This is a genomic window from Vibrio sp. Vb0937 (assembly GCF_033338855.1).
On the sequence record NZ_JAWOTK010000007.1, the window covers coordinates 104,815 to 129,749 of the forward strand.

General features: G+C 44.3%; 23 protein-coding genes, 1 tRNA gene and 1 riboswitch. Of the genes, 9 read left to right on the plus strand and 15 right to left on the minus strand.

The window, feature by feature from the left end; genetic code table 11:
- Positions 1–6 precede the first annotated feature (6 nt).
- A complete protein-coding gene (locus R7P67_RS12350; RefSeq protein ID WP_318085997.1) occupies positions 7–852 on the minus strand; it encodes a hypothetical protein in 846 nt (281 codons plus the stop codon).
- An 849-nt stretch (positions 853–1,701) separates the two neighbouring features.
- Between R7P67_RS12350 and R7P67_RS12355 the strand changes: the two genes are divergently transcribed.
- Positions 1,702–2,331: a DsbA family protein gene (locus tag R7P67_RS12355; protein ID WP_064354203.1), complete on the plus strand. Its 630-nt coding sequence runs from the start codon at positions 1,702–1,704 to the stop codon at positions 2,329–2,331.
- Positions 2,332–2,408: 77 nt separating this feature from the next.
- Here the strand turns inward: R7P67_RS12355 and R7P67_RS12360 are convergent, their stop codons facing one another.
- Together R7P67_RS12360 and rnt are read right to left on the minus strand one after the other, a co-directional pair.
- Complete coding sequence (locus tag R7P67_RS12360) at positions 2,409–3,734, minus strand: Na+/H+ antiporter family protein (RefSeq protein WP_017821192.1); 1,326 nt, start codon at positions 3,732–3,734, stop codon at positions 2,409–2,411.
- Between the two features lie 28 nt (positions 3,735–3,762).
- Positions 3,763–4,407, minus strand: coding sequence for a ribonuclease T (gene rnt / locus R7P67_RS12365; RefSeq protein WP_005384888.1), 645 nt, complete (start codon positions 4,405–4,407; stop codon positions 3,763–3,765).
- A gap of 341 nt (positions 4,408–4,748) precedes the next feature.
- Between rnt and motY the strand changes: the two genes are divergently transcribed.
- Positions 4,749–5,630 (plus strand): flagellar protein MotY, encoded by an 882-nt coding sequence (gene motY, locus R7P67_RS12370; RefSeq protein ID WP_005384887.1) that lies wholly within the window; start codon positions 4,749–4,751, stop codon positions 5,628–5,630.
- A gap of 120 nt (positions 5,631–5,750) precedes the next feature.
- Here motY and R7P67_RS12375 read toward each other — a convergent pair whose 3' ends face one another.
- The 11 genes from R7P67_RS12375 to R7P67_RS12425 form a co-directional block, all read right to left on the minus strand.
- Positions 5,751–6,185, minus strand: coding sequence for a DUF2753 domain-containing protein (locus R7P67_RS12375; protein ID WP_005384886.1), 435 nt, complete (start codon positions 6,183–6,185; stop codon positions 5,751–5,753).
- A 150-nt stretch (positions 6,186–6,335) separates the two neighbouring features.
- Complete coding sequence (gene gloA, locus R7P67_RS12380; protein WP_005380739.1) at positions 6,336–6,752, minus strand: lactoylglutathione lyase; 417 nt, start codon at positions 6,750–6,752, stop codon at positions 6,336–6,338.
- A 32-nt stretch (positions 6,753–6,784) separates the two neighbouring features.
- Positions 6,785–7,426, minus strand: a complete 642-nt coding sequence (nth, locus tag R7P67_RS12385) for an endonuclease III (protein ID WP_005380743.1) — start codon at positions 7,424–7,426, stop codon at positions 6,785–6,787.
- A gap of 64 nt (positions 7,427–7,490) precedes the next feature.
- Positions 7,491–8,183, minus strand: coding sequence for an electron transport complex subunit E (locus R7P67_RS12390; protein ID WP_005380745.1), 693 nt, complete (start codon positions 8,181–8,183; stop codon positions 7,491–7,493).
- Positions 8,183–8,815 carry an electron transport complex subunit RsxG gene (gene rsxG, locus R7P67_RS12395; RefSeq protein ID WP_213987315.1) on the minus strand — a complete coding sequence of 211 codons (633 nt, stop codon included), beginning with the start codon at positions 8,813–8,815 and terminating at the stop codon, positions 8,183–8,185. Before rsxG ends, R7P67_RS12390 begins: the two co-directional genes overlap by 1 nt.
- A 7-nt stretch (positions 8,816–8,822) precedes the next feature.
- The gene (gene rsxD, locus R7P67_RS12400) at positions 8,823–9,869 is read right to left on the minus strand and encodes an electron transport complex subunit RsxD (RefSeq protein WP_213987316.1); all 1,047 of its coding nucleotides are present in this window, start codon (positions 9,867–9,869) and stop codon (positions 8,823–8,825) included.
- On the minus strand, positions 9,869–12,391 hold the full coding sequence (rsxC, locus tag R7P67_RS12405; RefSeq protein WP_262653377.1) for an electron transport complex subunit RsxC: 2,523 nt from the start codon (positions 12,389–12,391) through the stop codon (positions 9,869–9,871). The genes rsxD and rsxC overlap by 1 nt, the downstream gene beginning before the upstream one ends.
- 8 nt (positions 12,392–12,399) lie before the next feature.
- Positions 12,400–12,996 carry an electron transport complex subunit RsxB gene (rsxB, locus tag R7P67_RS12410; protein ID WP_005380760.1) on the minus strand — a complete coding sequence of 199 codons (597 nt, stop codon included), beginning with the start codon at positions 12,994–12,996 and terminating at the stop codon, positions 12,400–12,402.
- 3 nt (positions 12,997–12,999) lie between these two features.
- Complete coding sequence (gene rsxA / locus R7P67_RS12415; RefSeq protein WP_005380762.1) at positions 13,000–13,578, minus strand: electron transport complex subunit RsxA; 579 nt, start codon at positions 13,576–13,578, stop codon at positions 13,000–13,002.
- 305 nt (positions 13,579–13,883) lie between these two features.
- Positions 13,884–16,181, minus strand: a complete 2,298-nt coding sequence (gene pflB, locus R7P67_RS12420) for a formate C-acetyltransferase (RefSeq protein WP_318085998.1) — start codon at positions 16,179–16,181, stop codon at positions 13,884–13,886.
- 351 nt (positions 16,182–16,532) lie between these two features.
- A tRNA-Asn gene (locus R7P67_RS12425) sits at positions 16,533–16,608 on the minus strand.
- A 559-nt stretch (positions 16,609–17,167) separates the two neighbouring features.
- Between R7P67_RS12425 and uvrB the strand changes: the two genes are divergently transcribed.
- The 3 genes from uvrB to luxU all read left to right on the plus strand — a co-directional run bounded on the left by uvrB (position 17,168) and on the right by luxU (position 21,237).
- A complete protein-coding gene (gene uvrB, locus R7P67_RS12430) occupies positions 17,168–19,198 on the plus strand; it encodes an excinuclease ABC subunit UvrB (protein WP_262653383.1) in 2,031 nt (676 codons plus the stop codon).
- Between the two features lie 291 nt (positions 19,199–19,489).
- Entirely contained in the window at positions 19,490–20,896 is a 1,407-nt protein-coding gene (gene luxO, locus R7P67_RS12435; RefSeq protein ID WP_005380768.1) for a quorum-sensing sigma-54 dependent transcriptional regulator LuxO, read from the plus strand.
- Positions 20,893–21,237 carry a quorum-sensing phosphorelay protein LuxU gene (gene luxU / locus R7P67_RS12440; protein WP_054576229.1) on the plus strand — a complete coding sequence of 115 codons (345 nt, stop codon included), beginning with the start codon at positions 20,893–20,895 and terminating at the stop codon, positions 21,235–21,237. Before luxO ends, luxU begins: the two co-directional genes overlap by 4 nt.
- A gap of 138 nt (positions 21,238–21,375) precedes the next feature.
- Here luxU and R7P67_RS12445 read toward each other — a convergent pair whose 3' ends face one another.
- Positions 21,376–22,272, minus strand: coding sequence for a YvcK family protein (locus R7P67_RS12445; RefSeq protein WP_005388931.1), 897 nt, complete (start codon positions 22,270–22,272; stop codon positions 21,376–21,378).
- Between the two features lie 175 nt (positions 22,273–22,447).
- A riboswitch (molybdenum cofactor riboswitch) is annotated at positions 22,448–22,582 on the plus strand.
- Here R7P67_RS12445 and moaA point away from each other — a divergent pair.
- From moaA to moaD, 4 genes are all read left to right on the plus strand, one after another.
- Positions 22,571–23,560, plus strand: coding sequence for a GTP 3',8-cyclase MoaA (moaA, locus tag R7P67_RS12450; RefSeq protein WP_017636052.1), 990 nt, complete (start codon positions 22,571–22,573; stop codon positions 23,558–23,560). (Overlaps the previous riboswitch by 12 nt.)
- 101 nt (positions 23,561–23,661) lie before the next feature.
- On the plus strand, positions 23,662–24,174 hold the full coding sequence (moaB, locus tag R7P67_RS12455) for a molybdenum cofactor biosynthesis protein B (protein ID WP_005388935.1): 513 nt from the start codon (positions 23,662–23,664) through the stop codon (positions 24,172–24,174).
- A 26-nt stretch (positions 24,175–24,200) separates the two neighbouring features.
- Positions 24,201–24,680 carry a cyclic pyranopterin monophosphate synthase MoaC gene (gene moaC, locus R7P67_RS12460; RefSeq protein ID WP_005380779.1) on the plus strand — a complete coding sequence of 160 codons (480 nt, stop codon included), beginning with the start codon at positions 24,201–24,203 and terminating at the stop codon, positions 24,678–24,680.
- A complete protein-coding gene (moaD, locus tag R7P67_RS12465) occupies positions 24,677–24,934 on the plus strand; it encodes a molybdopterin synthase sulfur carrier subunit (RefSeq protein WP_017636051.1) in 258 nt (85 codons plus the stop codon). Before moaC ends, moaD begins: the two co-directional genes overlap by 4 nt.
- Position 24,935: the final 1 nt, after the last annotated feature.

A 24,935-nucleotide genomic window follows, 5' to 3' on the forward strand; every position in this document is an offset into this window, starting at 1 on the left:
GTTGGTTTAAGCGTCAACTTCAACCAAGTTGTAAGAAACTCCAATATATTTCAAAATATTAAGACCTTTAGGTAGTAGGTTCCCATTTATATCCGATAAATTTTGACGACTAAGTCCAACTATAGATCCGCGGTTAATAATTTCCTTTGATACGAGATTACCGAACCCCCTAATTAATTGCTCATCGTCATCACTAACGATACGTATAGGAGTCAAGTGACGCGCAACTTCCTTTAGCAGTTGAAAGCGATCTGATGTTATTCCATAAGTTTGAACCATTAAGTCACAATGCTCCTTTTCGGTCGTGCCTTCAATTGGAATTAAGTTGAACGATCTAATTCCAAAAGCCTTTGCATTACATGGCGCGTACACTATTACTTCTATTAATAGCTCGATCCAGCCGTAATCAAGGACCATAGTGCTGCCACAACCAATCGATACATTGAGCCCGCTATTTCTAAAAAGCAAATTATGAGCAGAACTTGAAGGACCGAATTCAATTCCTGCTGGTAGCTCACCTTCATGGACTAGTTCACAGCGGTAGTATTTATATAGAATATAAGCAACGTCATGCTGCTTTCCTTTAAAACTGATACTAATTCCACTGTTGCCTATGTGTGCACTACCAATTTCGCAGAACAGTATCTGGTTGATTCTACCTCCAACGAATAAGGTAAAAGCTTCTCTGTCAGACATATTCTTATTAGGGTCTTCTAGCGATTTAGTTTTACCTTTTGGAAAAGTTTTTCTGGATGAGGCCGCAACAGCTAGCATTAAGTTAGTAAGTGCGCCTAAATATCTTTTGTTATCTGCTAAAAACTTCGCATCATCAACTTGTTGCGCAATACTCATTATAATTCCTTCTCATCACGTAAATTAGATTTGTACTTAGAGTGACGCCCTGGTTCATCCACTTTAGAGTGTTTTAGTGAATCGACTAGAGCCCTCTGTATCGTAGCCATAATCGACACACTTCTTCCAATAAGCAGATCCAAATTTAAGAATAGCATCCAACACTGAGACTAACGTCACTACATACAATTAGTTTACACGCGTAAACTCACATCTATGTGACGGAATCCGCACTCCTCCTCCCCACCTGCGCGCTTTTCGATCTGGTTTTTTCGCAATTCTCAAATGTCGAAATTCAGCTGCTTACGTAACACGGTAGATATCAAGCGAAGCCTTAGCCATAGCGGGGTTCGAGAATCCCCAAGACCTCTAAGAATCGCTTCTAGAGCCATTTTAGAAATTTCAAAAGTTGAAAAGAATTTCAGGAAATTGCAATTTTAATGATCTGGAAAGATCAGGTGGTGATTGGTAAGTGTTTGAAAATAATGGAGTGAGTGTGTTTTTCGTCATAAATGAAGACGATCAAAAGAAGAAAGAGACGATCAATTGTGAAGCTTACGAAGCCTTGTATAGACAGGCTTGAAGGTGAATTGCCAAGATAAATAAGTTTTTCAATTTATGAGACTGTATAATTACTCTGAGATTTTGAAATGACTTTGAAGTTAACGGTAAGAAATCGCTGTTTTCGTGGGGAGTGCATGAGAAGAGCCAAAGCCTGCTTCTTTGCCGGACAACTTGTTAACTTCGAAGCCTAAACCAAGCAATTAGATTTAAATGTGTCGCCACTTCATCGCCACTTAATGTTTTTGTTTGATTTAACTAAATGATTTTAAAGGTTTAATTATTAAAGTGGATATAAAGCTTTACTACGTGCATGACCCAATGTGCAGTTGGTGTTGGGGGTACAAACCAACGCTGGATAAACTAAAACAGCAACTGCCAGGTGTGATTCAGTTTGAGTATGTGGTTGGTGGTCTTGCGCCAGATACTAATTTACCGATGCCGCCCGAGATGCAACAAAAACTCGAAGGTATTTGGAAGCAGATTGAGCGCCAGTTAGGCACTAAGTTTAACTACGATTTCTGGAAGCTTTGTACACCAGTAAGAAGCACTTACCAATCTTGTCGTGCGGTTATTGCAGCGGGCTTTCAAGATTCTTATGAGCAGATGCTAGAAGCGATTCAGCATGCGTATTACTTACGTGCGATGCCTCCTCATGAAGAAGCCACTCACTTGCAATTAGCGAGAGAAATTGGCTTGAATGTTCAGCAATTCAAGAATGACATGGATGGCTCTTTCTTAGAAGGTGTGTTCGAAGATCAATTGAGCCTTGCAAAGAGCCTAGGTGTGAACTCTTACCCTAGCTTGGTTCTAAAAATTAACGACGCTTATTTTCCGATTGCCGTCGATTACCTGTCGACAGAACCAACCTTGAAGCTGATTCGTGAGCGTATTATTGACAATATGCCAGCGCAATAACCACAGTTATGAATAACAAAAAGCCGCTCATTGAGCGGCTTTTTCGTAACTAATGTATATCCATCCAAACAATAGTATTAAAGCACCATTGCTGCAATCCAACCAAAGATGATTAGAGGGATATTGTAATGGATAAAGGTTGGAACGACTGTTTCCCAAATGTGCTCATGTTGACCGTCGGCATTTAGACCAGATGTAGGGCCTAATGTAGAGTCAGAAGCTGGAGAGCCTGCATCACCTAACGCAGCTGCAGTACCTACCAGGGCAATCGTTGCCATCGGCGAGAAACCGAATGCTAGCGCAAGAGGCACATAGATAGTTGCAAGGATTGGAATCGTAGAGAACGATGAACCAATGCCCATTGTTACTAATAGACCAACGATCAGCATCAGTAGTGCAGCTAGAGGCTTATTGTCACCGATGCTGGTTGATAGCGATTGTACTAGTGTTTCAACACCGCCAGTTTGCTTCATTACTGCTGCAAAACCTGCTGCTGCAATCATGATGAAGCCAATCATTGCCATCATGTGTACACCTTTAGTGAACACGTCGTGCGTCTCTTTCCATGCAATAACGCCGCCGAAAGTAAACACCATAAAGCCAGCTAGAGCACCGATAATCATTGAACCCGTGTAAAGCTGAACACCCAATGCAGCGACAATACCAAGTGCCGCAACCAAGATGTGCTTTTTATTGATGACATGATCGGTTTCGTCAACGACAGTCAACTCAGTTTCTTTGTAGACACGCGGTTTACGATAGCTAACAAAGATAGCCAGTAATAGACCAAACAGCATACCTGCACCAGGCAGTAACATGGCGGTTGGGACTTGGCTTGCAACCACATTCTCCAAACCGTTGTCATGTAGGTTCTTTAACAGAATGTTGTTTAAGAAAATACCGCCGAAACCAACAGGCAAGATCATGTAAGGTGTGATCAAACCGAAGGTAAGAACACACGCGACCAAACGTCGATCGAGCTTAAGTTTCGCAAATACGCCCAAAAGAGGTGGAATCAAAATTGGAATAAAGGCGATATGGACCGGAATTACGTTCTGAGACGACATCGTAACAAGCACTAATGCCACCAACACGGCGTACTTTAAGCCAGTAGTGGAAGCGGAGTTTTCTTTGCCATTTAAGCGCTTGATAACACTTTTGGCCAGTAGATCCGTGATGCCTGATTTCGAGATGGCAACAGCGAAAGTACCTAACATGGCGTAGCTTAGCGCGATAGTTGCACCGCCACCTAGACCACTTTCAAATGCGGCAACCGTATCCCCAAGGCTCATGCCTGCGACTAGGCCGCCTACGATGGCACTAAACGTGAGGGCAACCACCACGTTTACGCGCATCAATGCTAACACGAGCATGACGCACACTGATATAACGACAGGATTCATACTTTTCCTAATATGTTGTGTTTACTTATTATTCTTCGTCGACAAGCGGCCAACCGCCGAGGGCCTTCCATTTGTTGACAATACCGCAGAATAATTCTGCTGTTTTTTGTGTATCGTAAAGCGCAGAGTGTGCTTCACGGTTATCAAATTCCATCCCGGCTGTTTTGCATGCTTTAGCGAGAACTGTTTGGCCATAAGCAAGGCCACTTAATGTAGCCGTATCAAAAGTAGCAAAGGGATGAAAAGGGACTCTTTTTAGTTTACAGCGTTCATTTGCTGCATTTACAAAACCCAAGTCGAATGCTGCGTTATGAGCAACCATAATTGCACGTGAGCAATCTGCGGCTTTTTGTTCTTTGCGAATAAGCTTATAAATTTCCTTTAGCGCCTCTTGCTCAGAAACAGCACCTCGAAGAGGGCTGAAAGGGTCACGAATACCATTGAATTCAAGCGCTTCTTTTTCTAAGTTAGCGCCTTCAAATGGTTCCACATGAAAATGAATGGTGGAGGCCGGATGCAACACGCCATGTTCGTCCATTTTCAACGTAACGGCACAGATTTCTAAAAGTGCATCAGTTTGAGCATTGAAACCAGCGGTCTCAACGTCTACTACCACAGGGAAATAACCACGAAAGCGTTTTTTCAAGGTTAGAGCTTCATTTTCTAGTGTCATGTTGGCTTATTTTTGTGTGACGAAGGCTGCATTATTGCAGATTATACCGATGAGAAAAACCGCAATTTAAGAGAAAACCGGAATTCTATTTTGCATCCAATCAATAAGTTTGTATTGCATATTATGTAGACGTTTATTCGCCATACTTTGCATCATGTAAACCGATAAAACATGAGGAAGTAAAACGCTAAGTGGCGGTTAAGGTGATTGGAACACGGTGGCTCACATTAATGGCAGTGTGACAGATAACCCTATATTGGCGAGATTTTTGCATGCCGGTTGAAGTGGTTTTATTGATGCAAATTGACGGCAACAGACTGCCGTTTAAGAGACAGTATTAGATGAAGAAATGGCTGATTACCAGTGGTGTTGTATTTTCGTTGTTTAGCACAAGCAGCTTCGCTTTGATGGGCAAACGTTATGCTGCAACTCCACAGCAATCTCAATGGGAAATGGTGGTCAATACACCATTAGAATGTCAGCTTGTGCACCCCATTCCAAGCTTTGGAGATGCGGTATTTTCATCTCGTGCGAATAAAAAAATCAATTTAGACTTTGAGTTAAAAATGCGTCGCCCGATGGGAGAAACACGTAACGTCAGTCTCATTTCTATGCCGCCACCTTGGCGACCAGGTGAACACGCCGATCGAATTACAAACCTAAAGTTTTTTAAACAGTTTGATGGTTATGTCGGAGGGCAAACAGCATGGGGCATTTTGTCTGAGCTGGAAAAAGGCCGTTATCCGACTTTTAGCTACCAAGATTGGCAGAGCCGAGATCAGAGAATTGAAGTCGCATTGTCATCAGTACTATTTCAAAACAAGTACAACGCGTTTAGCGACTGTATTTCAAACTTATTGAAATACAGTTTTGAGGACATTGCTTTTACGATTTTGCACTATGAAAGACAAGGTGATCAGTTAACCAAGGCTTCTAAAAAGCGTTTATCACAAATTGCAGATTATATCCGACATAATCAAGATATCGATCTCGTGCTGGTGGCGACTTACACAGATTCAACCGATGGTAAAAGTGCGAGTCAAAGTTTATCAGAGCGACGTGCAGAGTCACTTCGTGACTATTTTCAGTCTCTAGGGCTACCGGAAGATCGAATTCAAGTGCAAGGGTACGGCAAGCGTCGTCCTATTGCAGATAACGGTTCGCCAATAGGAAAAGACAAAAACCGCCGAGTCGTGATATCTCTAGGGCGAACCCAAGTGTGATGCATATAAAAACGCCGAAGCTGAAAGCTTCGGCGTTTTTGATTTACTGACGTTGTTAATAATATTTTAGTGGTATTTTGCCAAGCACCTTTCGGTGATTCCTGCTGTATAATTTGAATGTTAGTTTAAGCGGAATTTGGCAATGACTTCGCAATTGGTTGCGGTATCTATTTTTTCAACCTGTTTGGCAATAGCTGGATTAGGGTGACGCTTCATAAAGTCTATCAACGCCTTAGTACAGCATCCTATCGAGTCGATAAAGCTTGCACACTCTTTATTTGGGCATTGTGGGATAAGTGTTAAGACTTTCTCAGAGGCCAGTTGAAGGTATTTGAGTTCATAGTCAGTATCTCCAGCCCAACGCCAGAACTGAGCTAAGTTATGACAAGAAATCACAGAAATTAATAATCGCTCGTCCGCCTCAATTTCCACACATTCGCTGATATCTTCACTCAGGCTTAGGGCTTGCTGGTAATGAAGAATGCTGCGAACAGGGTCATCTAGTTGAAGTGCCGTATCGGCTAGAAGTGTGTGTTTTTCCCATTCACTGATCATTATCGTAATCCCGCATATCGAAGTTGCGGATAAATCTAAACGATAACTATTATCAAGTAAAGAGTTTTGTTTATAAAAGGACAGGCAGATCGCAGACCTGCCTGTAATCGGAGTTCAACTTGCAGTACAAGTGATTATTAGAAGTGCCGCTTAGCCTTCAAGACCTGCTGAAGCTTGCTTGTTTTGAATAAGCTCAATCATGTAACCATCTGGGTCTTTTACGAATGCAATGTGCGTGCTTCCGCCTTTTACTGGACCTGGCTCACGAGTCACATTACCGCCCGCCGCTTTGATAGCGTCGCAAGTTGTGTAGATATCATCAACACCAATGGCGATATGACCAAAAGCGGTACCTAAGTCATACTCAGTTTTACCCCAGTTGTAAGTCAGTTCGATCACTGCACCTTGGGATTCGTCACCATAACCAAGAAACGCTAGCGTGTATTCGTACTCTTTATTTTCGTTAGTACGAAGCAGCTGCATGCCCATAACTTCAGTGTAAAACTTGATGGATTTGTCTAGATCACCTACGCGAAGCATAGTGTGGAGAATTCGACCGTTTGACATTTTTTGCTCCTAGCTTTGATTTACAAATAGCGTTAGCTATCTGGGTATACTTTCTCTTTATATTCGCACAAATCTTCGATAATGCAGCTACCGCAGCGAGGCTTTCTTGCTACGCACGTATAACGACCATGAAGAATGAGCCAGTGGTGCACATCGAGTTTGAACTCTTTTGGCACAACTTTTAATAGCTTCTGCTCGACATCATCAACCGTTTTTCCCATCGCAAATTTAGTGCGATTCGACACGCGATAAATGTGCGTATCGACGGCAATAGTTGGCCAACCAAAAGCGGTGTTGAGCACGACGTTTGCGGTCTTGCGACCTACGCCTGGCAGCGCTTCTAACGCTGCACGATCTTCAGGAACTTCACCATTGTGTTTTTCCAACAAGATCTTACAAGTCTTGATTGTGTTTTCTGCCTTTGAGTTAAACAAACCGATGGTCTTTATGTATTCTTTTAAGCCATCGACTCCCAAATCAAGAATGCTTTGAGGTGTATTCGCTACAGGGAAAAGCTTGTCGGTGGCTTTATTGACGCTTACATCGGTTGCTTGAGCTGATAGTAATACAGCGATTAGCAGCTCAAAAGGGGAGCTCCAGTTAAGCTCAGTTTGAGGATTCGGATTGTTTTCTCGTAATCGCTCAAGAATTTCGATTCTTTTTATTTTGTTCATTGCTGACTTCCAATACCGTCTCTGCGGTTTATGAAAAAGGCTCCTATGACAGAGCCTTATCTTGTTATGCGTTAGTGACGCGAGCACGTTCTATGGTTGGTTTTTCTTCTTTTGGTTGACGTGCCTGAATTGAATTATCTATGACATTTTTGAGCGCTATCAACAGCCCAACACCGATAAATGCACCAGGTGGGAGAAGCGCTAACAGGAAGCTATTATCAAATTGGAAAACTTGGATCCGTAGAGCTGAAGCCCAGTCTCCTAGGAGAAGGTCTGCTCCGTCGAATAGTGTGCCATTACCAATTAATTCGCGCATGGCACCTAAAACAACCAAGACGCTCGTCATACCAAGGCCCATCCACAAACCATCTAGCGCAGCGGGTGCAACATCATTTTTTGAAGCATATGCTTCAGCTCGGCCAATAATAATGCAGTTCGTTACAATCAGAGGAATAAAGATACCTAGAGACAGGTACAAACCGTACGCATAGGCATTCATTAACAACTGAACGCAGGTAACGAGTGAGGCAATGATCATCACGAATACAGGTATACGGATCTCTTTTGGCACATAGTTACGAATAAGAGAAACTGTTACGTTGGATCCAACTAGCACGAGTAAGGTTGCAATACCAAGACCTAATGCATTGGTTATCGTGGAAGAAACCGCTAGTAGTGGACACAGACCCAGCAGCTGTACGAGAGCAGGGTTATTACTCCACATACCGTTTTTCATCAGTAATTTATTCTCATTCATTACTGCTCTCCTTCACAGCCTAACGGCTGGCTAAGAATGTCTTTACGAGATTGGTTTACGTAGTTAACGGTATTTCGCACCACTTTTACGACGGCTCTTGGCGTGATCGTTGCACCAGTAAATTGATCGAAATCGCCGCCATCTTTACGAACTTTCCACGAATTCCAATTGTTTTCCGTGACTTGCTTTCCTGTAAAGCTCAGGATCCAGTCGGTGACACGAAGATCGATTTTATCGCCCAGACCAGGGGTTTCTTGGTGGTTTAGGACGCGTGTCCCCAAAATATTGCCCTGATTATCAATCCCAGTAATTACTTTTATCTCACCATTGTAGCCATCTGGCGCGATAGATTCTATTGCGATTGCTGTTGGTTCACCATTCTTCGTGGCGAGGTAGGCTGGCATCGCACGTAATGTCCCCAGATCTGGAGACGTGACCATTGTACAAGCTTGCGTGAGTGCGTTGTCATGCATGCTTTCTGGAATGACTTGATTCAAAACAGAAAGTAATTGTTTTTGCTCTTGTACCTTGATTTGGTCTTTTGTTAGGTACTGAGTCAGGGCGACTAATCCGGTTGTTGCACAGGCAAATATCGCGAGTGTCAGACCATTTTTTCTAATAGCGGTTAACATGTTTACCTCAGTGACCGTAAGTTCTAGGTTTGGTGTAGTAATCGATCAGTGGCACACACATATTTGCAAGCAACACTGCAAATGCAACACCATCTGGGAAACCGCCCCAACTGCGAATTATAAAGACCAAAGCACCAATAAGCGCACCGAAGATTAAACGTCCTTTGACGGTGGTAGACGCCGAAACGGGATCGGTTGCAATAAAGAATGCGCCAAGCATGGTTGCACCAGATAACAAGTGCAAAATTGGCGACGCAGTTTCCCCTGGCGTCAGCAACGTGAACACTAGGCTAAACAGAGTCAGACTCGCAAGGAAACCTGTTGGAATATACCATTGGATGATACGCTTTTTGATCATGACTATGCCGCCAAGAAGGTAAGCAAGGTTTACCCATTGCCAACCAATACCACCTAAGCCATCAAATATTGGCTGCGACATTACTTCGCTTGGAGTGGCACCTGTAAGAATGCCAGTCTTAAATGCATCAAGTGGTGTCGCCATTGTCACGCCGTCAACTCCTGAGCGAACTTGCTGAAGTGATAAGCCGTCGTAATCATAGCCCGTAAAAATTAAAGAGAGTGTATCTGCAAAATTTACATGATCAGGTATGAGTGATGTCGGTGCACTCCAACTCGTCATTTGTACTGGGAAAGAGATCAACAAGACCACATAAGCGACCATTGCAGGGTTGAATAAGTTTTGTCCAAGGCCACCATAGAGGTGTTTAGCGATTACTATCGCAAAAATAAGCCCGATCACCATAATCCACCACGGAGACCATGGTGGTATAGCAACGGCTAATAACCAAGCGGTAACTATTGCACTGTTATCACGTAGCGCTCTCATTGGTGAGCGTTTACGACAGATCATGACTAAGGCTTCAAGGGATACAGCGACTGCAATGGCAAAAATCAGCTGAATAAGCGTACCCCAGCCAAAGAAGTAGGTTTGAGCTACTAAACCTGGAAGTGCGCAAAGTGCCACCCATTTCATTAAGTCTGGCGTACTACGACGACTGTGGGTATGCGGTGAACTGGCAATAAAAAACGACACTACTCGTTCTCCTCAGTATTATTTTTATTAGCTTCTTGTTGCGCTTTGCGTGCCTTCGCGCGCGCAATTGCTGCGGCAACCGCGGCTTTCTTCGGATCCACTTCTGGTTCTTCGGAGGTTGCTTCTTCAACAGGCTCTGTTTGCGTTTCTTGCTTCGCTTTGCGCGCTTTGGCTCGAGCGATGGCAGCAGCCACGGCGGCTTTTTTCGGATCGTCGGTTTGCTCGGCAGGTGCTTCAGCTTCTTCCGCTTCAGTTGAGTCTGCTTGTTTCGCTTTACGCGCTTTGGCACGTGCAATGGCAGCAGCCACTGCGGCTTTCTTCGGATCGTCGGTTTGCTCAGCAGGTGCTTCAGCTTCTTCCGCTTCAGTTGAGTCTGCTTGTTTCGCTTTACGTGCTTTGGCACGTGCAATCGCGGCAGCCACGGCGGCTTTTTTCGGATCTTCGGTTTGCTCGGCAGGTGCGTCAGCTTCTTCCGCTTCGGTTGAGTCTGCTTGCTTCTCTTTGCGCGCTTTGGCTCGAGCAATTGCAGCGGCAACTGCGGCTTTTTTCGAATCGTCGGTTTGCTCAGCAGGTGCGTCAGCTTCTTCCGCTTCAGTTGAGTCTGCTTGCTTCGCTTTACGTGCTTTGGCACGTGCAATGGCAGCAGCAACCGCGGCTTTTTTCGGATCGCCGTCTTGCTGCGCAGACGTTTCCGATTCTACAGATTCAGTTGAATCTTCTTGTTGTGCTTTTTTCGCTTTAGCTCGGGCGATGGCGGCCGCAACTGCCGATTTTTTATCATCAGCGTTATTGTCTGGCGTTTCGCCTTGTTCTTTTTGCGCTTTCCGTTCGCGAGCAAGACGTTTGCGTTCTTCGCGCAGTTTTGCCATTTCTGAGTTATCAGGTTCACTAGAGCCTGCTTTAGCTGCTGCCGCTTGTTTCGCCTTCGCTTTGGCAATGGCTGCCGCTACGGCTGGTTTTACTGCTGGCTCTGTTTTTTCTGTGGTTTCTGTCTTTTGAGCTTTCACTCGTGCGATTGCTGCTGCTATCGCATCATCGCCGCCAGAAGACTTCATCTCTTTACGGCGTTGATCGGCAGCTTTCTTGAAGCGATTTTCACGTTCTGCTTTTTCGCGTTCCATACGCGCTTTTTTCTCTTCGAAACGCAGTTTTGCTCGCTCTGCAGCTTCCGCTTCTTGTGTTCTAGTTCGAATTTCTGCTTTCGCTTGGCGGTAGTACTGTACGAGCGGAATTTCACTTGGACACACAAACGCACAAGCGCCGCACTCGATACAATCCTTTAAGTTTAACTCTTCGAGTTTGTCATACTCTTCAGCTTTTGCATGCCATTGCAGTTGTTGAGGCAGCAGCGAAGCAGGGCACGCTTCTGCACATTGGCTACAGCGAATACATTCCATCTCATACTGGTGCGGAGAGATCTCACGACGAGTCGGAGCAAGGATACAGTTTGCTGTCTTGGTAATCGGCACTTGGGAGTGAGGAAGGGTAAAGCCCATCATTGGCCCACCCATAATTAAACGCTGTAACTTCTTATCTGCTTTATAGCCAAACTCATCCAACAGTGCTTGTACTGGTGTCCCTAACAATGCCCAAACGTTGCGTGGTTGTTTGAAGGTTTTACCAGTGAGAGTCACGATGCGCTTTATCATCGGTTCACCGTCGATGACTGCGCGTTTTATAGCGTAAAGAGAACCAACATTCTGAACCAAAATACCAATATCGGCTGGAATCGCGCCACTTGGTACTTCTTTATTGGTTAAAATTTTGATCAGCTGTTTTTCACCGCCAGAAGGGTATTTAGTCGGGATAACGCGAATAACGATATCTTTGTTTATAGCCGCAGCTTCTAGCGCTTTGATTGCTTCTGGCTTGTTGTCTTCAATGCCAATAATCGTGAGCTTTGGTGTCAGGATATGTTCGACAATTTCGATACCTTGAATAAGCTCTTCGGCATGTTCTTGCATGAGCTTGTCATCAGACGTGATGTATGGCTCGCACTCTGCTGCATTAACGATAAGAATCTCGGTACGAGCAAAACCTGATTGGATTTTTTTTGCAGTAGGGAAGCCTGCGCCACCCATACCAGAAATACCAGCGAGACGAATAACATCAATCAGTGCGTCAGGGGTTTCTTGTTGGTAATCTGCGACGGGGTTTCTTTCACACCATGCATCGTTACCATCAGGCGTGATGACAGCGCACAATTCACTTAACCCAGAAGGGTGCGCGACAGTTCGTGGCTCAATCGCGGTGAGCGTACCTGATGTTGGAGCATGCACTGGAACCGTAAAGCCGGTCTCCGATTGCGTTAATGGCTGACCTTTTAATACGTAGTCACCTTCGGCAACCAGTAGGTTACCCGCTTTACCAATGTGCTGTTTTAGCGGCAATACAATTTCTGACGGGATAGCCGCATGAGCGAGTTCAGTTTTGTTGGACTGCTTTTTATTTTCTGCCGGATGCACACCACCTGGGAAATCCCAAAGCGCGCCTGTACGAATTTGTTCAATCAAAGACAACATGTGAAACCTTACTTAATTGAATCTTTCACGTTCGCTGCATTGTCGGCAGCATCCGTAATGTTAAGTACCGGAATGGAGTGAAGTTGCCACTTCCAGCTTTCTGTGGTCGTTGCCACAGGAATCATTTCAATACAATCAGTCGGACATGGGGCAACACACAAGTCACAGCCCGTACATTCGTCTTTGATTACGGTATGGACCGCCTTTGTTCCGCCTACAATTGCATCCACCGGACACGCCTGAATACACTTAGTGCAGCCAATACACATGTCTTCATGAATAAACGCAACGGTTGGAATTTTGCTGTCGAGATCGTGCGCAGATTCTTCTGGCTCAACACCCATTAAGTCGGCGAGCTTTTCGATTGTTGCCTGACCACCAGGTGGACATTTGTTTATGTGGTCGCCATTTGCAATTGCTTCAGCATAAGGGCGGCAACCAGGGTAGCCACATTGACCGCATTGAGTTTGCGGTAAAATGGCGTCGATTTGATCCACAATAGGGTCCGCTTCAACTTTAAAGCGAATAGAAGCAAAACCAAGTATCGCGCCGAAAATCGCAGCCAGAACCGCTAACGCGATAATCGCAATTAAAATCGTACTCATCGCTTACTTCACCAAACCTGTAAAGCCCATAAAGGCGAGTGACATTAAACCTGCTGTAATCATTGCTATTGATGCACCTTTAAAAGGTACAGGAACGTCGGCGGCGGCTATGCGCTCTCGCATGGATGCAAAAAGTATCAACACCAATGAGAAACCAACAGCGGCGCCGAAGCCGTAGATGATCGATTCAATAAAGTTATGGTTTTCATTAATGTTAAGAAGTGCCACGCCCAATACTGCGCAGTTTGTTGTGATCAGCGGTAAGAAAATGCCAAGCAAGCGATAAAGCGTCGGGCTGGTTTTGTGCACAACCATTTCGGTGAACTGCACCACAACGGCTATCACCAAAATAAAACTCATGGTTCGAAGGTACTCAATACCCAGTGGACGAAGGATGTAGCTTTCCACTAAATACGCACACACTGACGCGAGCGTTAGCACAAAAGTTGTCGCTAAGCCCATACCTATTGCTGTTTCCAGTTTTTTGGACACGCCCATGAAAGGACATAGGCCCAAAAACTTCACCAGTACAAAGTTGTTCACCAGCACAGTGCCGACCAACAACAAAACATATTCGGTCATAGTTATTACGTTCTTAAAATCCGATCTTGATATTATCGTGTTTTGTGACACCAATAACAACCAGTGAACGATGTGGTTTTACATACACGATGGAAAAATAGTCGTCTATTTGATCTATTTTGATGAATCAATAAGAAATTGAATCGTTTGCTGAATGTATTGTTAGCGAGAGGATACTACCTATTAATTTTCATCTAATGTGTGATTTTAAAAAAAGCCCGCCTCTCCCAGGTAGAAAAGAGGGGCGGGCAATGCATATTTACAAGCTAATTATTTAAACTTTCTGAGTGCTTGATGGACTGTGTTTATATCTTATTCGTGAAGGTACGAGTGATGACGTCTTGCTGTTGCTCTGTCGTTAGAGAGCTAAAACGTACCGCATAACCAGACACTCGAATCGTCAACTGAGGGTATTTCTCTGGATGTTCAACCGCATCCAATAACATCTCTCGGTCTAGAACGTTGACGTTAAGGTGTTGACCACCTTCAATCGCAATGCCCTCGTTGCTTGCTTCGTGATGGAAGTAACCATCCATTAGCGCGGCTAGGTTTTTCTTCTGACTTAATTCATCTTTACCCAGTGCGTTAGGCACAATTGAGAAGGTGTAAGAAATACCATCTTTCGCGTAAGCAAACGGCAGTTTAGATACCGATGCCAAAGACGCAACCGCCCCTTTTTCATCACGACCGTGCATTGGGTTTGCACCCGGGCCAAAAGGCATACCTGCGCGACGGCCATCTGGTGTATTACCCGTTTTTTTGCCGTAAACCACGTTAGATGTGATCGTTAGGATCGATTGAGTTGGCACTGCTTCGCGGTAGGTGTGCATCTTCTGAATTTTCTTCATGAAGCGCTCAACCAGATCACAAGCGATGTCATCAACACGGGCATCATTGTTACCAAATTTTGGATAATCACCTTCGATTTCAAAATCAACGGCGATGCCATCTTCATCACGAACAGGCTTTACCGTTGCGTATTTAATTGCCGCCAAAGAGTCAGCGACAACAGACAGACCTGCAATACCACACGCCATGGTGCGGTGCACGTCGCGATCCATCAATGCCATCAGTGACGCCTCGTAGCTGTAACGGTCATGTGAGTAATGGATGATGTTCAACGCTGTGACGTATTGCGTTGCTAGCCACTCCAACATATTGTCGAAACGAGGCATCAAAGCGTCAAAGTCGAGAATTTCATCTTGAACTTTGTCCACTACCGAACCCACTTGCGCTTTCGATTTTTCATCGATACCACCATTGATGGTGTAAAGCAGTGCTTTTGCAAGGTTGGCACGTGCACCAAAGAATTGCATGTGCTGACCAACAACCTGCGGGCTCACACAACAGGCAATCGCGTAGTCGTCATTGTCGAAATCAGGACGCATTAGATCGTCGTTTTCGTATTGAACCGAAGAGGTATCAATCGACACTTTTGCAGCATATTGTTTGAACGCTTCAGGCAATTGCTCTGACCAAAGAATCGTCATATTTGGTTCAGGAGCAGGGCCCATAGTATGTAGCGTATGTAAGTATCGGAATGTCGTTTTAGATACTAGTGTACGGCCATCAACACCCATACCTGCCATGGCTTCGGTTGCCCAGATTGGGTCGCCAGAAAACAATGAATCGTATTCTGGTGTGCGTAGGAAGCGAACCATGCGTAGCTTCATGATGAAGTGGTCAATCATTTCTTGCGCTTGTGATTCATCAATCAAATCGTTTGCGATATCGCGCTCTAGATAGACGTCTAGGAAAGTCGAAGTACGGCCCAGTGACATTGCTGCGCCGTTTTGCGATTTAACCGCCGCTAGGTAGCCAAAGTAGGTAAATTGGATCGCTTCTTGTGCTGTTTTTGCAGGTAGCGACATATCAATGCCGTATTTCAGACCCATTTGACGAATGTCTTCAAGTGCTTGAACTTGATCGGCTATTTCTTCGCGAAGACGAAGTGTTTTCTCAAGATCGTTGCCTTGTTCTAAGAACGTTTGTGTTGAATTGTATTGTTCTTTTTTGTCTGCTTTTAAGAAGTCGATACCGTATAGGGCGAGACGGCGATAGTCACCAATGATACGACCACGGCCATAAGCATCAGGAAGGCCCGTGATGATGCCGGATTTACGACAGGCTAGAATTTCTTTGGTGTAAAGGTCGAAACACGCTTTGTTGTGAGTTTTACGGTATTCAGTGAAGATTTTTTCAACCGTTGGATCCAATTCGCGGCCATAAACTTCGCACGAGTTTTTTACCATGCGAATCCCGCCATTGGCGATGATTGCACGTTTTAGCGGTTGATCAGTTTGTAAGCCAACGATCTTTTCCAGATCTTTGTTGATGTAGCCTGCATCGTGGGAAGTGATTGTTGAGGGCAAGTCTGTGTCAAAATCAATAGGGGCGTGTGTGCGGCTTTCTTGTTTTATGCCTTCAAGCACTTGGTTCCATAATGCTGAAGTGGATTTGCTAACCTCGGCTAAGAAAGACTCGTCTCCCTCATAGGGTGTATAGTTTTTTTGGATGAAGTCACGAGTGTTGACAGAGTTTTGCCATTCACCAGCAGTAAATCCAGCCCATGCATCTAGCATGTCAGTTGTCGGAATAGTCATAAGTAAATCCCTAAGTTATTGATAATTAGAATGGAGGCGACGAGTAGGACGGAACCATTCTTAACCCTTTTAATCGTATGGATTTATTTGATATGAGTAAAATGAATGCTTTTCATTTTTTCAATGATTAAATTGCATTAATAATAGATTCAATTGGTTATGATTGTTTTTTGCTAGAAAAGAGACAGAATTAAATGTGTGGTACTGTGAGAACACTATCTATGACAATGTTATGAGTTCTGTAATTTGAACTTATTTCGGTGTGATTTTATGACGCCTAGATTGGCTTAGATTTCATGGCGATTAAGATACAAAAAAAGCCGTGTCTTGCGACACGGCTTTTCTATAATCTGGCTCCTCCTGCTGGGCTCGAACCAGCGACCTGCGGATTAACAGTCCGTCGCTCTACCAACTGAGCTAAGGAGGAATTGCTTTGCTTGAAAGCGGGACGAATCTTACCGAGCACTCAAACTACTGTCAACAGTAAAAAAATACATTTTTAGAAAAAAATATTGAGTTAAGGGCTTTACTTTTCTGTATGGCTTGCCAGTAAAGGCTCGAGGTTAGTTATCCACTAAATTTGTGGATAAGTATGTTGATGAGATCTGGGTAAAGAAAATTGATATGCAACTAAGTTTTTATTTAATGAATCTTTAGTCAGAGTTATGCGTAAAATAAGCAAATAAAACAGAGATTTATCGATGTTAATCAAAAGGTATTCAAAGTGGATAAAAATCAATCTTTTGGGGATAAGAAAGTTTTAAGCTAATTTTTGGGGAAAAGTTGTGGAAACTATAATGTAAAGAATGTGTGTAGCTCTTCAACTAGGGCGAAGTACTATATCAGAGTCACTTTTGTATGGCTATAGCATTCTAGACAAACAAGAAAATTTATTAACAATGATGGTTAAATTCTCGATAGACGTAGATTTCATTAGCTAAGGTGTATATATATACAGCCAAAGCGCAGTAAAATTGAGGAAGGGTATGAGTAAAGTCTATGAATTGGTCTCCGATTATCAGCCGTCGGGCGATCAACCAGGAGCGATCAATCAGTTGCTTGAGGGGCTCGATGCTGGGCTAGCACATCAAACCTTGTTGGGGGTCACAGGCTCAGGTAAAACCTTCACACTAGCGAATGTGATTGCTCAAGCCCAACGACCTGCAATATTACTTGCGCCAAACAAAACGCTTGCTGCTCAGTTATATGGTGAGATGAAGTCATTCTTTCCTAATAATGCGGTTGAGTATTTTGTTTCTTACTACGATTACTACCAACCTGAAGCATACGTTCCCACAACAGATACTTTCATTGAAAAGGACGCTTCGGTTAACGCCCACATTGAGCAAATGCGACTGTCTGCCACTAAAGCTTTATTGGAACGGAAAGACGCTATTATCGTTGCTTCGGTTTCAGCTATCTATGGTTTGGGTGATCCGGAATCCTACTTACAAATGATGCTTCATTTGCGACGTGGAGATGTGATTGATCAGCGTGATATGCTTCGTCGCTTAGCGGAGCTCCAATACTCGCGCAATGATGTTGCTTTTGAGCGAGGGCAGTTCCGTGTCCGTGGCGAGGTGATTGATATATTCCCTGCTGAATCAGACCAAGACGCTGTGCGCGTTGAGATGTTTGACGATGAGGTGGATTGCATCAGTGTGTTCGATCCATTGACAGGCGTGGTGAAACAACGAGACTTGCCGCGCTATACCATCTATCCCAAGACGCACTATGTGACGCCAAGAGATCGCATTCTTGAAGCGATTGAAAATATTAAAGTCGAACTAGAAGTGCGCAAAAAGCAGCTTCTAGATAACAACAAGCTACTGGAAGAGCAGCGAATTAGCCAGCGCACTCAATTCGATATCGAAATGATGAATGAGTTGGGCTTTTGCTCCGGTATCGAAAACTATTCTCGTTATCTCAGTGGACGCTCGGAAGGTGAGCCGCCACCAACCCTGTTTGACTACTTACCTCATGATGGCTTGTTGATCATCGATGAATCTCACGTGACAGTACCGCAGATAGGTGCCATGTATAAAGGCGACCGTTCGCGTAAAGAAACGCTGGTGGAGTTTGGTTTCCGGTTACCTTCAGCTTTGGATAATCGTCCACTGAAGTTTGAGGAGTTTGAAGCACTAGCGCCACAAACGATTTTCGTCTCTGCTACTCCTGGAAATTACGAACTAGAAAAATCGGCGGGTGATGTAGCGGATCAAGTCGTTCGTCCTACAGGCTTGCTTGACCCTGAGTTGGAAGTTCGTCCAGTAGCGACCCAAGTCGACGACCTATTGTCTGAGATCCGTATTCGCGCTGCTAAAGATGAACGAGTTCTGGTTACAACACTGACCAAACGAATGGCTGAAGATCTCACCGAATACCTTCACGAACATGATGTTAAGGTACGTTATTTACACTCAGACATTGATACTGTTGAGCGTGTGGAAATTATCCGTGACCTTCGTCTTGGGGAATTTGACGTGCTGGTGGGAATAAACTTATTGAGAGAGGGCCTGGATATGCCAGAGGTCTCGTTAGTTGCAATTTTGGATGCGGATAAAGAGGGCTTCTTGCGGTCTGAACGCTCACTCATTCAGACCATTGGTCGTGCTGCACGAAACATCGAAGGTAAGGCGATTTTATACGCTGACCGAATCACCAACTCAATGAAAAAGGCGATGGATGAAACTAACCGTCGTCGCGAGAAGCAGGAAGCGTACAACGAAGAAATGGGTATTTCGCCACAAGCGCTCAAACGAAATATCAAAGACATCATGGAACTTGGCGATATCACTAAGTCTAAACGCCAGCGTAACACTAAACAGGTACCATTATCGAAAGTGGCGGAGCCTTTGCAAACTTACGAGGCACTGTCCCCTCAGCAGCTAGAAAAAGAAATCAGTCGACTGGAGGCAGCGATGTATCAGCATGCGCAAGATTTAGAATTTGAGTTAGCGGCACAAAAGCGTGACGAGATTGAAAAACTACGAGCGCAGTTCATCGCAAATAGTTGAACAAACTTACCGATTTAACTATCCAAGCATTTTAGGTCGCTTGTAAAAAAAAGAAGCCAATAGGCAGTCGGGTCTATTGGCTTGTTTTGTGAACATATCGTTCACTAACAACGTCAGTTGGCTAGGTGACCCGAGGGGTCACTATCGTTACAGCATGGTTTGTGCCACTTTTTAAATAATTGATATTATTTTTGAATTTTTTCCTTTGCCCATAATTTAGCTAATGTTATTTGCAAAATGCAAAGCGTAATGCGATTATTGTTTAAAACACAACAAAATAATAGCTAGGTTATGCAACAAAAACCCGAAGGCCCAAAGTCTCGTTACCTTTTAATGGTCGAGGACACCGCATCTGTTGCGGCTCTGTACCGCTCATACCTGACACCGCTTGGCATAGATATCAATATTGTCGGCACAGGTAGGGATGCCATTGAGAGCCTAAATCATCGAATTCCAGATCTTATTTTACTCGATCTCCGTCTGCCAGATATGACGGGGATGGACGTTTTACATGCCGTTAAAAAGAGTCATCCCGACGTACCTATAATTTTTATGACCGCTCACGGTTCTATCGATACCGCTGTTGAGGCCATGCGTCATGGCTCACAAGACTTTCTAATTAAACCGTGTGAAGCAGACCGTTTACGTGTCACGGTTAACAATGCAATTCGTAAAGCGACCAAGCTAAAAAATGAAGCCGATAATCCAGGTAATCAGAGCTATCAGGGGTTTATCGGCAGTAGCCAAACCATGCAGCAGGTTTACCGTACGATAGATTCAGCGGCGAGCAGTAAAGCGAGTATTTTTATCACAGGTGAAAGTGGTACTGGTAAAGAGGTATGTGCCGAGGCTATTCACGCAGCAAGTAAACGTGGTGACAAACCTTTTATTGCAATTAACTGTGCTGCAATTCCAAAAGATTTGATTGAGAGTGAACTGTTTGGTCACGTAAAAGGGGCCTTTACTGGCGCTGCGAATGATCGTCAAGGGGCAGCTGAGTTAGCGGATGGCGGCACACTTTTTCTAGATGAGCTTTGTGAGATGGACTTGGATTTACAAACCAAGTTGCTACGATTTATTCAAACGGGCACATTCCAAAAAGTGGGTTCCTCAAAAATGAAGAGCGTGGATGTGCGCTTTGTTTGTGCCACTAACCGTGATCCCTGGAAAGAGGTACAAGAAGGTCGATTCCGTGAAGATTTGTACTATCGTTTGTATGTCATTCCTTTGCATTTACCGCCTTTACGCGAACGAGGCGAAGATGTTATTGAAATTGCATACTCACTGCTAGGTTACATGTCACACGAAGAAGGAAAAAGCTTCATACGTTTTGCGCCTGATGTCATCGAGCGATTCAACAGCTATGAGTGGCCGGGTAACGTTCGTCAGTTACAAAACGTGCTACGCAATATCGTTGTTCTAAACAACGGTAAAGAGATTACGTTGGACATGTTACCGCCACCGTTGAATCAACCGCTTGACCGTCCGTCGTCTGTGGCTAAATTAATTGAGCCGAAAGCGATGACCGCATCTGAGATTATGCCATTATGGATGACGGAAAAAATGGCAATCGAGCAAGCGATTGAAGCATGTGATGGCAATATTCCTCGAGCGGCGGGATACCTTGATGTCAGTCCGTCGACGATTTACCGCAAGTTACAGGCATGGAACGGCAAGGAAGAGCGGCAAAAAGTATGAGTGTAAATGTATTAAATCAGCAAAAAATAGATGAACTGTCGATGGAAATTGGCAGTGACAACGTACCTGTACTGTTCGATATCTTCCTAGGAGAAATGGATACCTATATCGAGAACTTATCCCAACTGCAGGGGGCAGAGCGATTAGCTTACTCAAAAGAAATCAGCCACGCGTTGAAAAGTAGTGCTGCGAGCTTTGGGGCAGATCGCCTTTGTGAACTGGCTATGTCCATAGACAAAAAAGCGAAAGCCGGTGAGTTGACTGCGGAGTCTGAGGAGTTAGAGGTTATGTTCGATCTTTTGCACGAAACTCGAGATGCTTATCGCTCTTGGCGACAGTAACTATTTATTCCTATTAACCATTTTTTCTTAGTAAACATCTGTTTTTACTGGATGCCTGAACTAAAACCCTTCGATGACAGAAGGGTTTTCATTATCAATAAACACCTTAAAAGAGGGCGCTAGCCAGGTAACGTGCTCTTAAATAGAAAGTTGTAGCTGATTTTCAATCGCTAGTTTGAGCTTGTTTCTATCGTGACGCCAGTCTCGGTTAGAGGAGGCGAGTGACTCCGTCACTACATTCCATTGACTTAAGACGTCTTGCTCGGTTTTCTCTGCTAGAACCACGTCTATTTTTCTTCCTTGACAGGCACGTTCACACCATTCTAATTTTTGAGCCATCGTCATTCGTCCCGCTGGGCCGTATTCTGGACTCAGGTTAGCAACAAAAATGACTTTTGCTTTTGTGTTTGCTGCAATCGCTTTGCCGAGTTCAGGCAGCAATAAAGGAGGCATGATACTAGTTAAAAAACTGCCAGGGCCAAGAATAATCGCGTCCGCTTCCGCCAAAGCTGTGATGGCTTCTTTGGTAGCAGGCACTTCTGGTGAAAGATCCAAACGTCGCAAGTCTGCTTTCATTTCGTCGACATTTGTTTCTCCCGTAACCCACTTCCCATCTACGGATAACGCGGAAAGATCCGAAGGGTGTTCGGACATAGGAAGGATGTTAACGTCGACTTTTAACATATTGCGAATCAGATTAATGGCATCTAAAGGTCTGACCGATAAGTTATCGAGTGCAGTAAGCATCAAATTACCAAGATTATGACCATCAAGTTCGCCAGTGCCTTTGAAGCGATATTCAAACATCATAGAACTGATCGAAGGCTCTGTAATGAGCTGATTAATACAGTTACGTGTGTCTCCCCAAGCGATTCCTCCTTGGCAGTGACGAATTCTTCCTGTTGAACCACCATTGTCAGTCGTGGCAACAATCCCAGTTGCATTGCTGCCAAAATCTCGTAATGCGGCCAGCATTCGACCTAAGCCATGACCACCGCCAACAGCGACCACTTTTTTATCTGTGTAGATATTCATTATGTTCTTCTAATAATCTAATAAAAAACGGCTACAATTTATCTTAAGGAGTGTCTTAAAGGTACTCACTTAGCGGTAAATTGTGTCTCTAGAGAGTTTTTTATCACTCAAGTCTGGATTCCATTACAAATATTAAGTATTTTACACCGCAAAGCTATCAGAGATTTCATATCTCTGGTTGCCATAACTCCGAGCTCACTATTGCTAAGTCCTTGGATAAGCGTTTTGAGCCAGTGGCATACTGTCACAAGGGCATGATTGGAAATGGCCATGCCTCCCGTGTTTGGAAAGGTGTTCCGTGGCGCAACAATTCGAAGACAAATTTCATCGTAAGTTTTATTACTTGCGTCTGTCTGTGACCGACGTATGTAATTTCAAATGTACCTATTGCCTTCCTGATGGCTATAAGCCTTCGGGCAATAAAAACTCGTCTTTTTTATCTCTCCCTGAAATCAAACGGGTCGTAAAAGCATTCGCTGATTGTGGCACGTCAAAAGTGCGCATCACTGGTGGTGAGCCTAGCTTACGCAAAGATTTTACCGACATTATCCATTCAGTAGCGGCGACGCCTGGCATTCAAAAAGTTGCAACGACAACCAATGGCTACCGCATGGCAAAACAAGTCGCAGACTGGCGTGAAGCGGGTTTAACCCACATTAATGTCAGTGTGGATAGCCTTGACCCGCGTATGTTTCATCAAATCACAGGTGAAAATAAGTTTACTGAAGTCATGAATGGTATCGAACGTGCGTTCGAGGTCGGTTATGAGCAAGTAAAAGTTAATGTGGTGTTGATGAAAGATCTGAACCATCACGAGCTGCCAGCGTTTCTTAACTGGATAAAAGATCGTCCAATCCAACTGCGTTTCATTGAGTTGATGCAAACGGGTGAGATGGATGAGCTATTTAATAAGCACCATGTATCCGGAGTGGCAATTCGTAACCAGCTAATTGCAAATGGTTGGTTGCTGAAAGTGCGCTCGCATAATGATGGTCCTGCGCAAGTATTTGTTCATCCTGATTACAAGGGTGAAATAGGTCTTATCATGCCTTATGAAAAAGACTTTTGTGAAAGCTGCAACCGACTGCGCGTTTCTGCGATGGGTAAGCTGCACCTATGTCTGTTTGGAGACCACGGTGTAGAATTGCGTGATCTTTTGGAACGTGATGAGCAAGAGAGTGAGCTTATTGAACGTATCCAGGCGCAGTTGCAAACCAAGTCGGTAAGCCATTTCTTGCATGATGGCAATACTGGTATGACGCCACACCTCGCGTCTATCGGCGGCTAACTTCATTCAATTTTTAGAGCGAGTTCACTGATAAGCTGGCTCTAACTTTTTCCGAATCGATACCAAGCGTATCAAAGCTAATTAAGAGAATAGGTGAACAAATGGGTCACGCTGAAAGCAAATTCCAACCTGCAAATATTGCCGTTCTAACGGTATCTGACACTCGTACTGAAGAAAACGATACCTCTGGTCGTTACCTTGCTGAACATGCTCAAGAAGCGGGTCACAACGTAGTAGACAAGCAAATTGTTATTGATGATATGTACAAGATCCGCGCGATTGTTTCTCAATGGATTGCTGATGAAAGCGTACAAGCGATCATGATTACTGGCGGTACAGGTTTCACCTCACGTGATAGCACGCCAGAAGCACTTAAGCCTCTATTTGATAAAGAAGTTGAAGGTTTTGGTGAGTTGTTCCGTATGGTGTCGTACGAAGAGATCGGTACGTCTACGATTCAGTCTCGTGCGATTGCAGGTTTTGCTAACCACACCGTGATCTTCGCAATGCCAGGTTCAACTGGTGCGTGCCGCACAGGCTGGACAAAAATTATTAAACAGCAGTTGGATGCAAGTCATCGCCCTTGTAACTTCATGCCACACCTATCTGTATAACCTTTCCTAAAAGCGAAGGAAAAACAATGACCCAATTTACACATATCAATGCTTCTGGCGAAGCAAACATGGTTGACGTGTCAGCAAAAACGGAGACGGTTCGTGAAGCTCGTGCTGAAGCATTTGTTCACATGGCCCCAGAAACACTTCAACTGATTGTCTCTGGCCAGCACCATAAAGGTGATGTATTTGCGACGGCTCGTATTGCTGGTATTCAAGCTGCGAAGAAAACCTGGGATTTGATTCCACTTTGTCATCCGCTACTACTCTCTAAAGTTGAAGTTCAACTGGAAGCTATCGAAGCAGAAAACAAAGTTCGCATCGAATCAGTATGTAAACTTGCGGGTAAAACTGGCGTGGAAATGGAAGCGCTCACGGCAGCTTCCGTTGCTGCTCTAACGATTTACGATATGTGTAAAGCAGTACAAAAAGACATGGTTATTGGTCAAGTTCGTCTATTAGAGAAAACGGGTGGTAAATCTGGTCACTTTAAGGTGGAATCATGATTAAAGTACTTTTCTTTGCTCAAACTCGCGAGCTGATTGGCATCGACAGTGTCGAGTTAGACGGGCCGTTTGAAACGGTTGAATCAATTCGTGCACATCTAGTGGAAGAAGGCACTGAGAAAGATGGCAAGTGGGATTTAGCGCTCGAGCCAGGAAAGCTACTTGCTGCAGTGAACCAATCCATCGTCCCTCTGGATACACAAGTAAAAGCAGGTGACGAAGTTGCGTTTTTCCCGCCGGTAACTGGGGGTTAAG

Excerpts from the sequence above, each read along its gene's own strand:
- moaB (WP_005388935.1), top strand. The coding sequence starts at position 23,662 with ATGGGTCACGCTGAAAGCAAATTCCAACCTGCAAATATTGCCGTTCTA.
- luxU (WP_054576229.1), top strand. The coding sequence starts at position 20,893 with ATGAGTGTAAATGTATTAAATCAGCAAAAAATAGATGAACTGTCGATG.
- R7P67_RS12390 (WP_005380745.1), bottom strand. The coding sequence starts at position 8,183 with ATGAATGAGAATAAATTACTGATGAAAAACGGTATGTGGAGTAATAAC.
- rsxA (WP_005380762.1), bottom strand. The coding sequence starts at position 13,578 with ATGACCGAATATGTTTTGTTGTTGGTCGGCACTGTGCTGGTGAACAAC.
- moaD (WP_017636051.1), top strand. The coding sequence starts at position 24,677 with ATGATTAAAGTACTTTTCTTTGCTCAAACTCGCGAGCTGATTGGCATC.
- luxO (WP_005380768.1), top strand. The coding sequence starts at position 19,490 with ATGCAACAAAAACCCGAAGGCCCAAAGTCTCGTTACCTTTTAATGGTC.
- R7P67_RS12350 (WP_318085997.1), bottom strand. The coding sequence starts at position 852 with ATGAGTATTGCGCAACAAGTTGATGATGCGAAGTTTTTAGCAGATAAC.
- pflB (WP_318085998.1), bottom strand. The coding sequence starts at position 16,181 with ATGACTATTCCGACAACTGACATGCTAGATGCATGGGCTGGATTTACT.
- rsxG (WP_213987315.1), bottom strand. The coding sequence starts at position 8,815 with ATGTTAACCGCTATTAGAAAAAATGGTCTGACACTCGCGATATTTGCC.
- moaC (WP_005380779.1), top strand. The coding sequence starts at position 24,201 with ATGACCCAATTTACACATATCAATGCTTCTGGCGAAGCAAACATGGTT.
- nth (WP_005380743.1), bottom strand. The coding sequence starts at position 7,426 with ATGAACAAAATAAAAAGAATCGAAATTCTTGAGCGATTACGAGAAAAC.
- R7P67_RS12375 (WP_005384886.1), bottom strand. The coding sequence starts at position 6,185 with ATGATCAGTGAATGGGAAAAACACACACTTCTAGCCGATACGGCACTT.
- gloA (WP_005380739.1), bottom strand. The coding sequence starts at position 6,752 with ATGTCAAACGGTCGAATTCTCCACACTATGCTTCGCGTAGGTGATCTA.
- rnt (WP_005384888.1), bottom strand. The coding sequence starts at position 4,407 with ATGACACTAGAAAATGAAGCTCTAACCTTGAAAAAACGCTTTCGTGGT.
- rsxB (WP_005380760.1), bottom strand. The coding sequence starts at position 12,996 with ATGAGTACGATTTTAATTGCGATTATCGCGTTAGCGGTTCTGGCTGCG.
- R7P67_RS12445 (WP_005388931.1), bottom strand. The coding sequence starts at position 22,272 with ATGAATATCTACACAGATAAAAAAGTGGTCGCTGTTGGCGGTGGTCAT.
- uvrB (WP_262653383.1), top strand. The coding sequence starts at position 17,168 with ATGAGTAAAGTCTATGAATTGGTCTCCGATTATCAGCCGTCGGGCGAT.
- R7P67_RS12360 (WP_017821192.1), bottom strand. The coding sequence starts at position 3,734 with ATGAATCCTGTCGTTATATCAGTGTGCGTCATGCTCGTGTTAGCATTG.
- rsxC (WP_262653377.1), bottom strand. The coding sequence starts at position 12,391 with ATGTTGTCTTTGATTGAACAAATTCGTACAGGCGCGCTTTGGGATTTC.
- motY (WP_005384887.1), top strand. The coding sequence starts at position 4,749 with ATGAAGAAATGGCTGATTACCAGTGGTGTTGTATTTTCGTTGTTTAGC.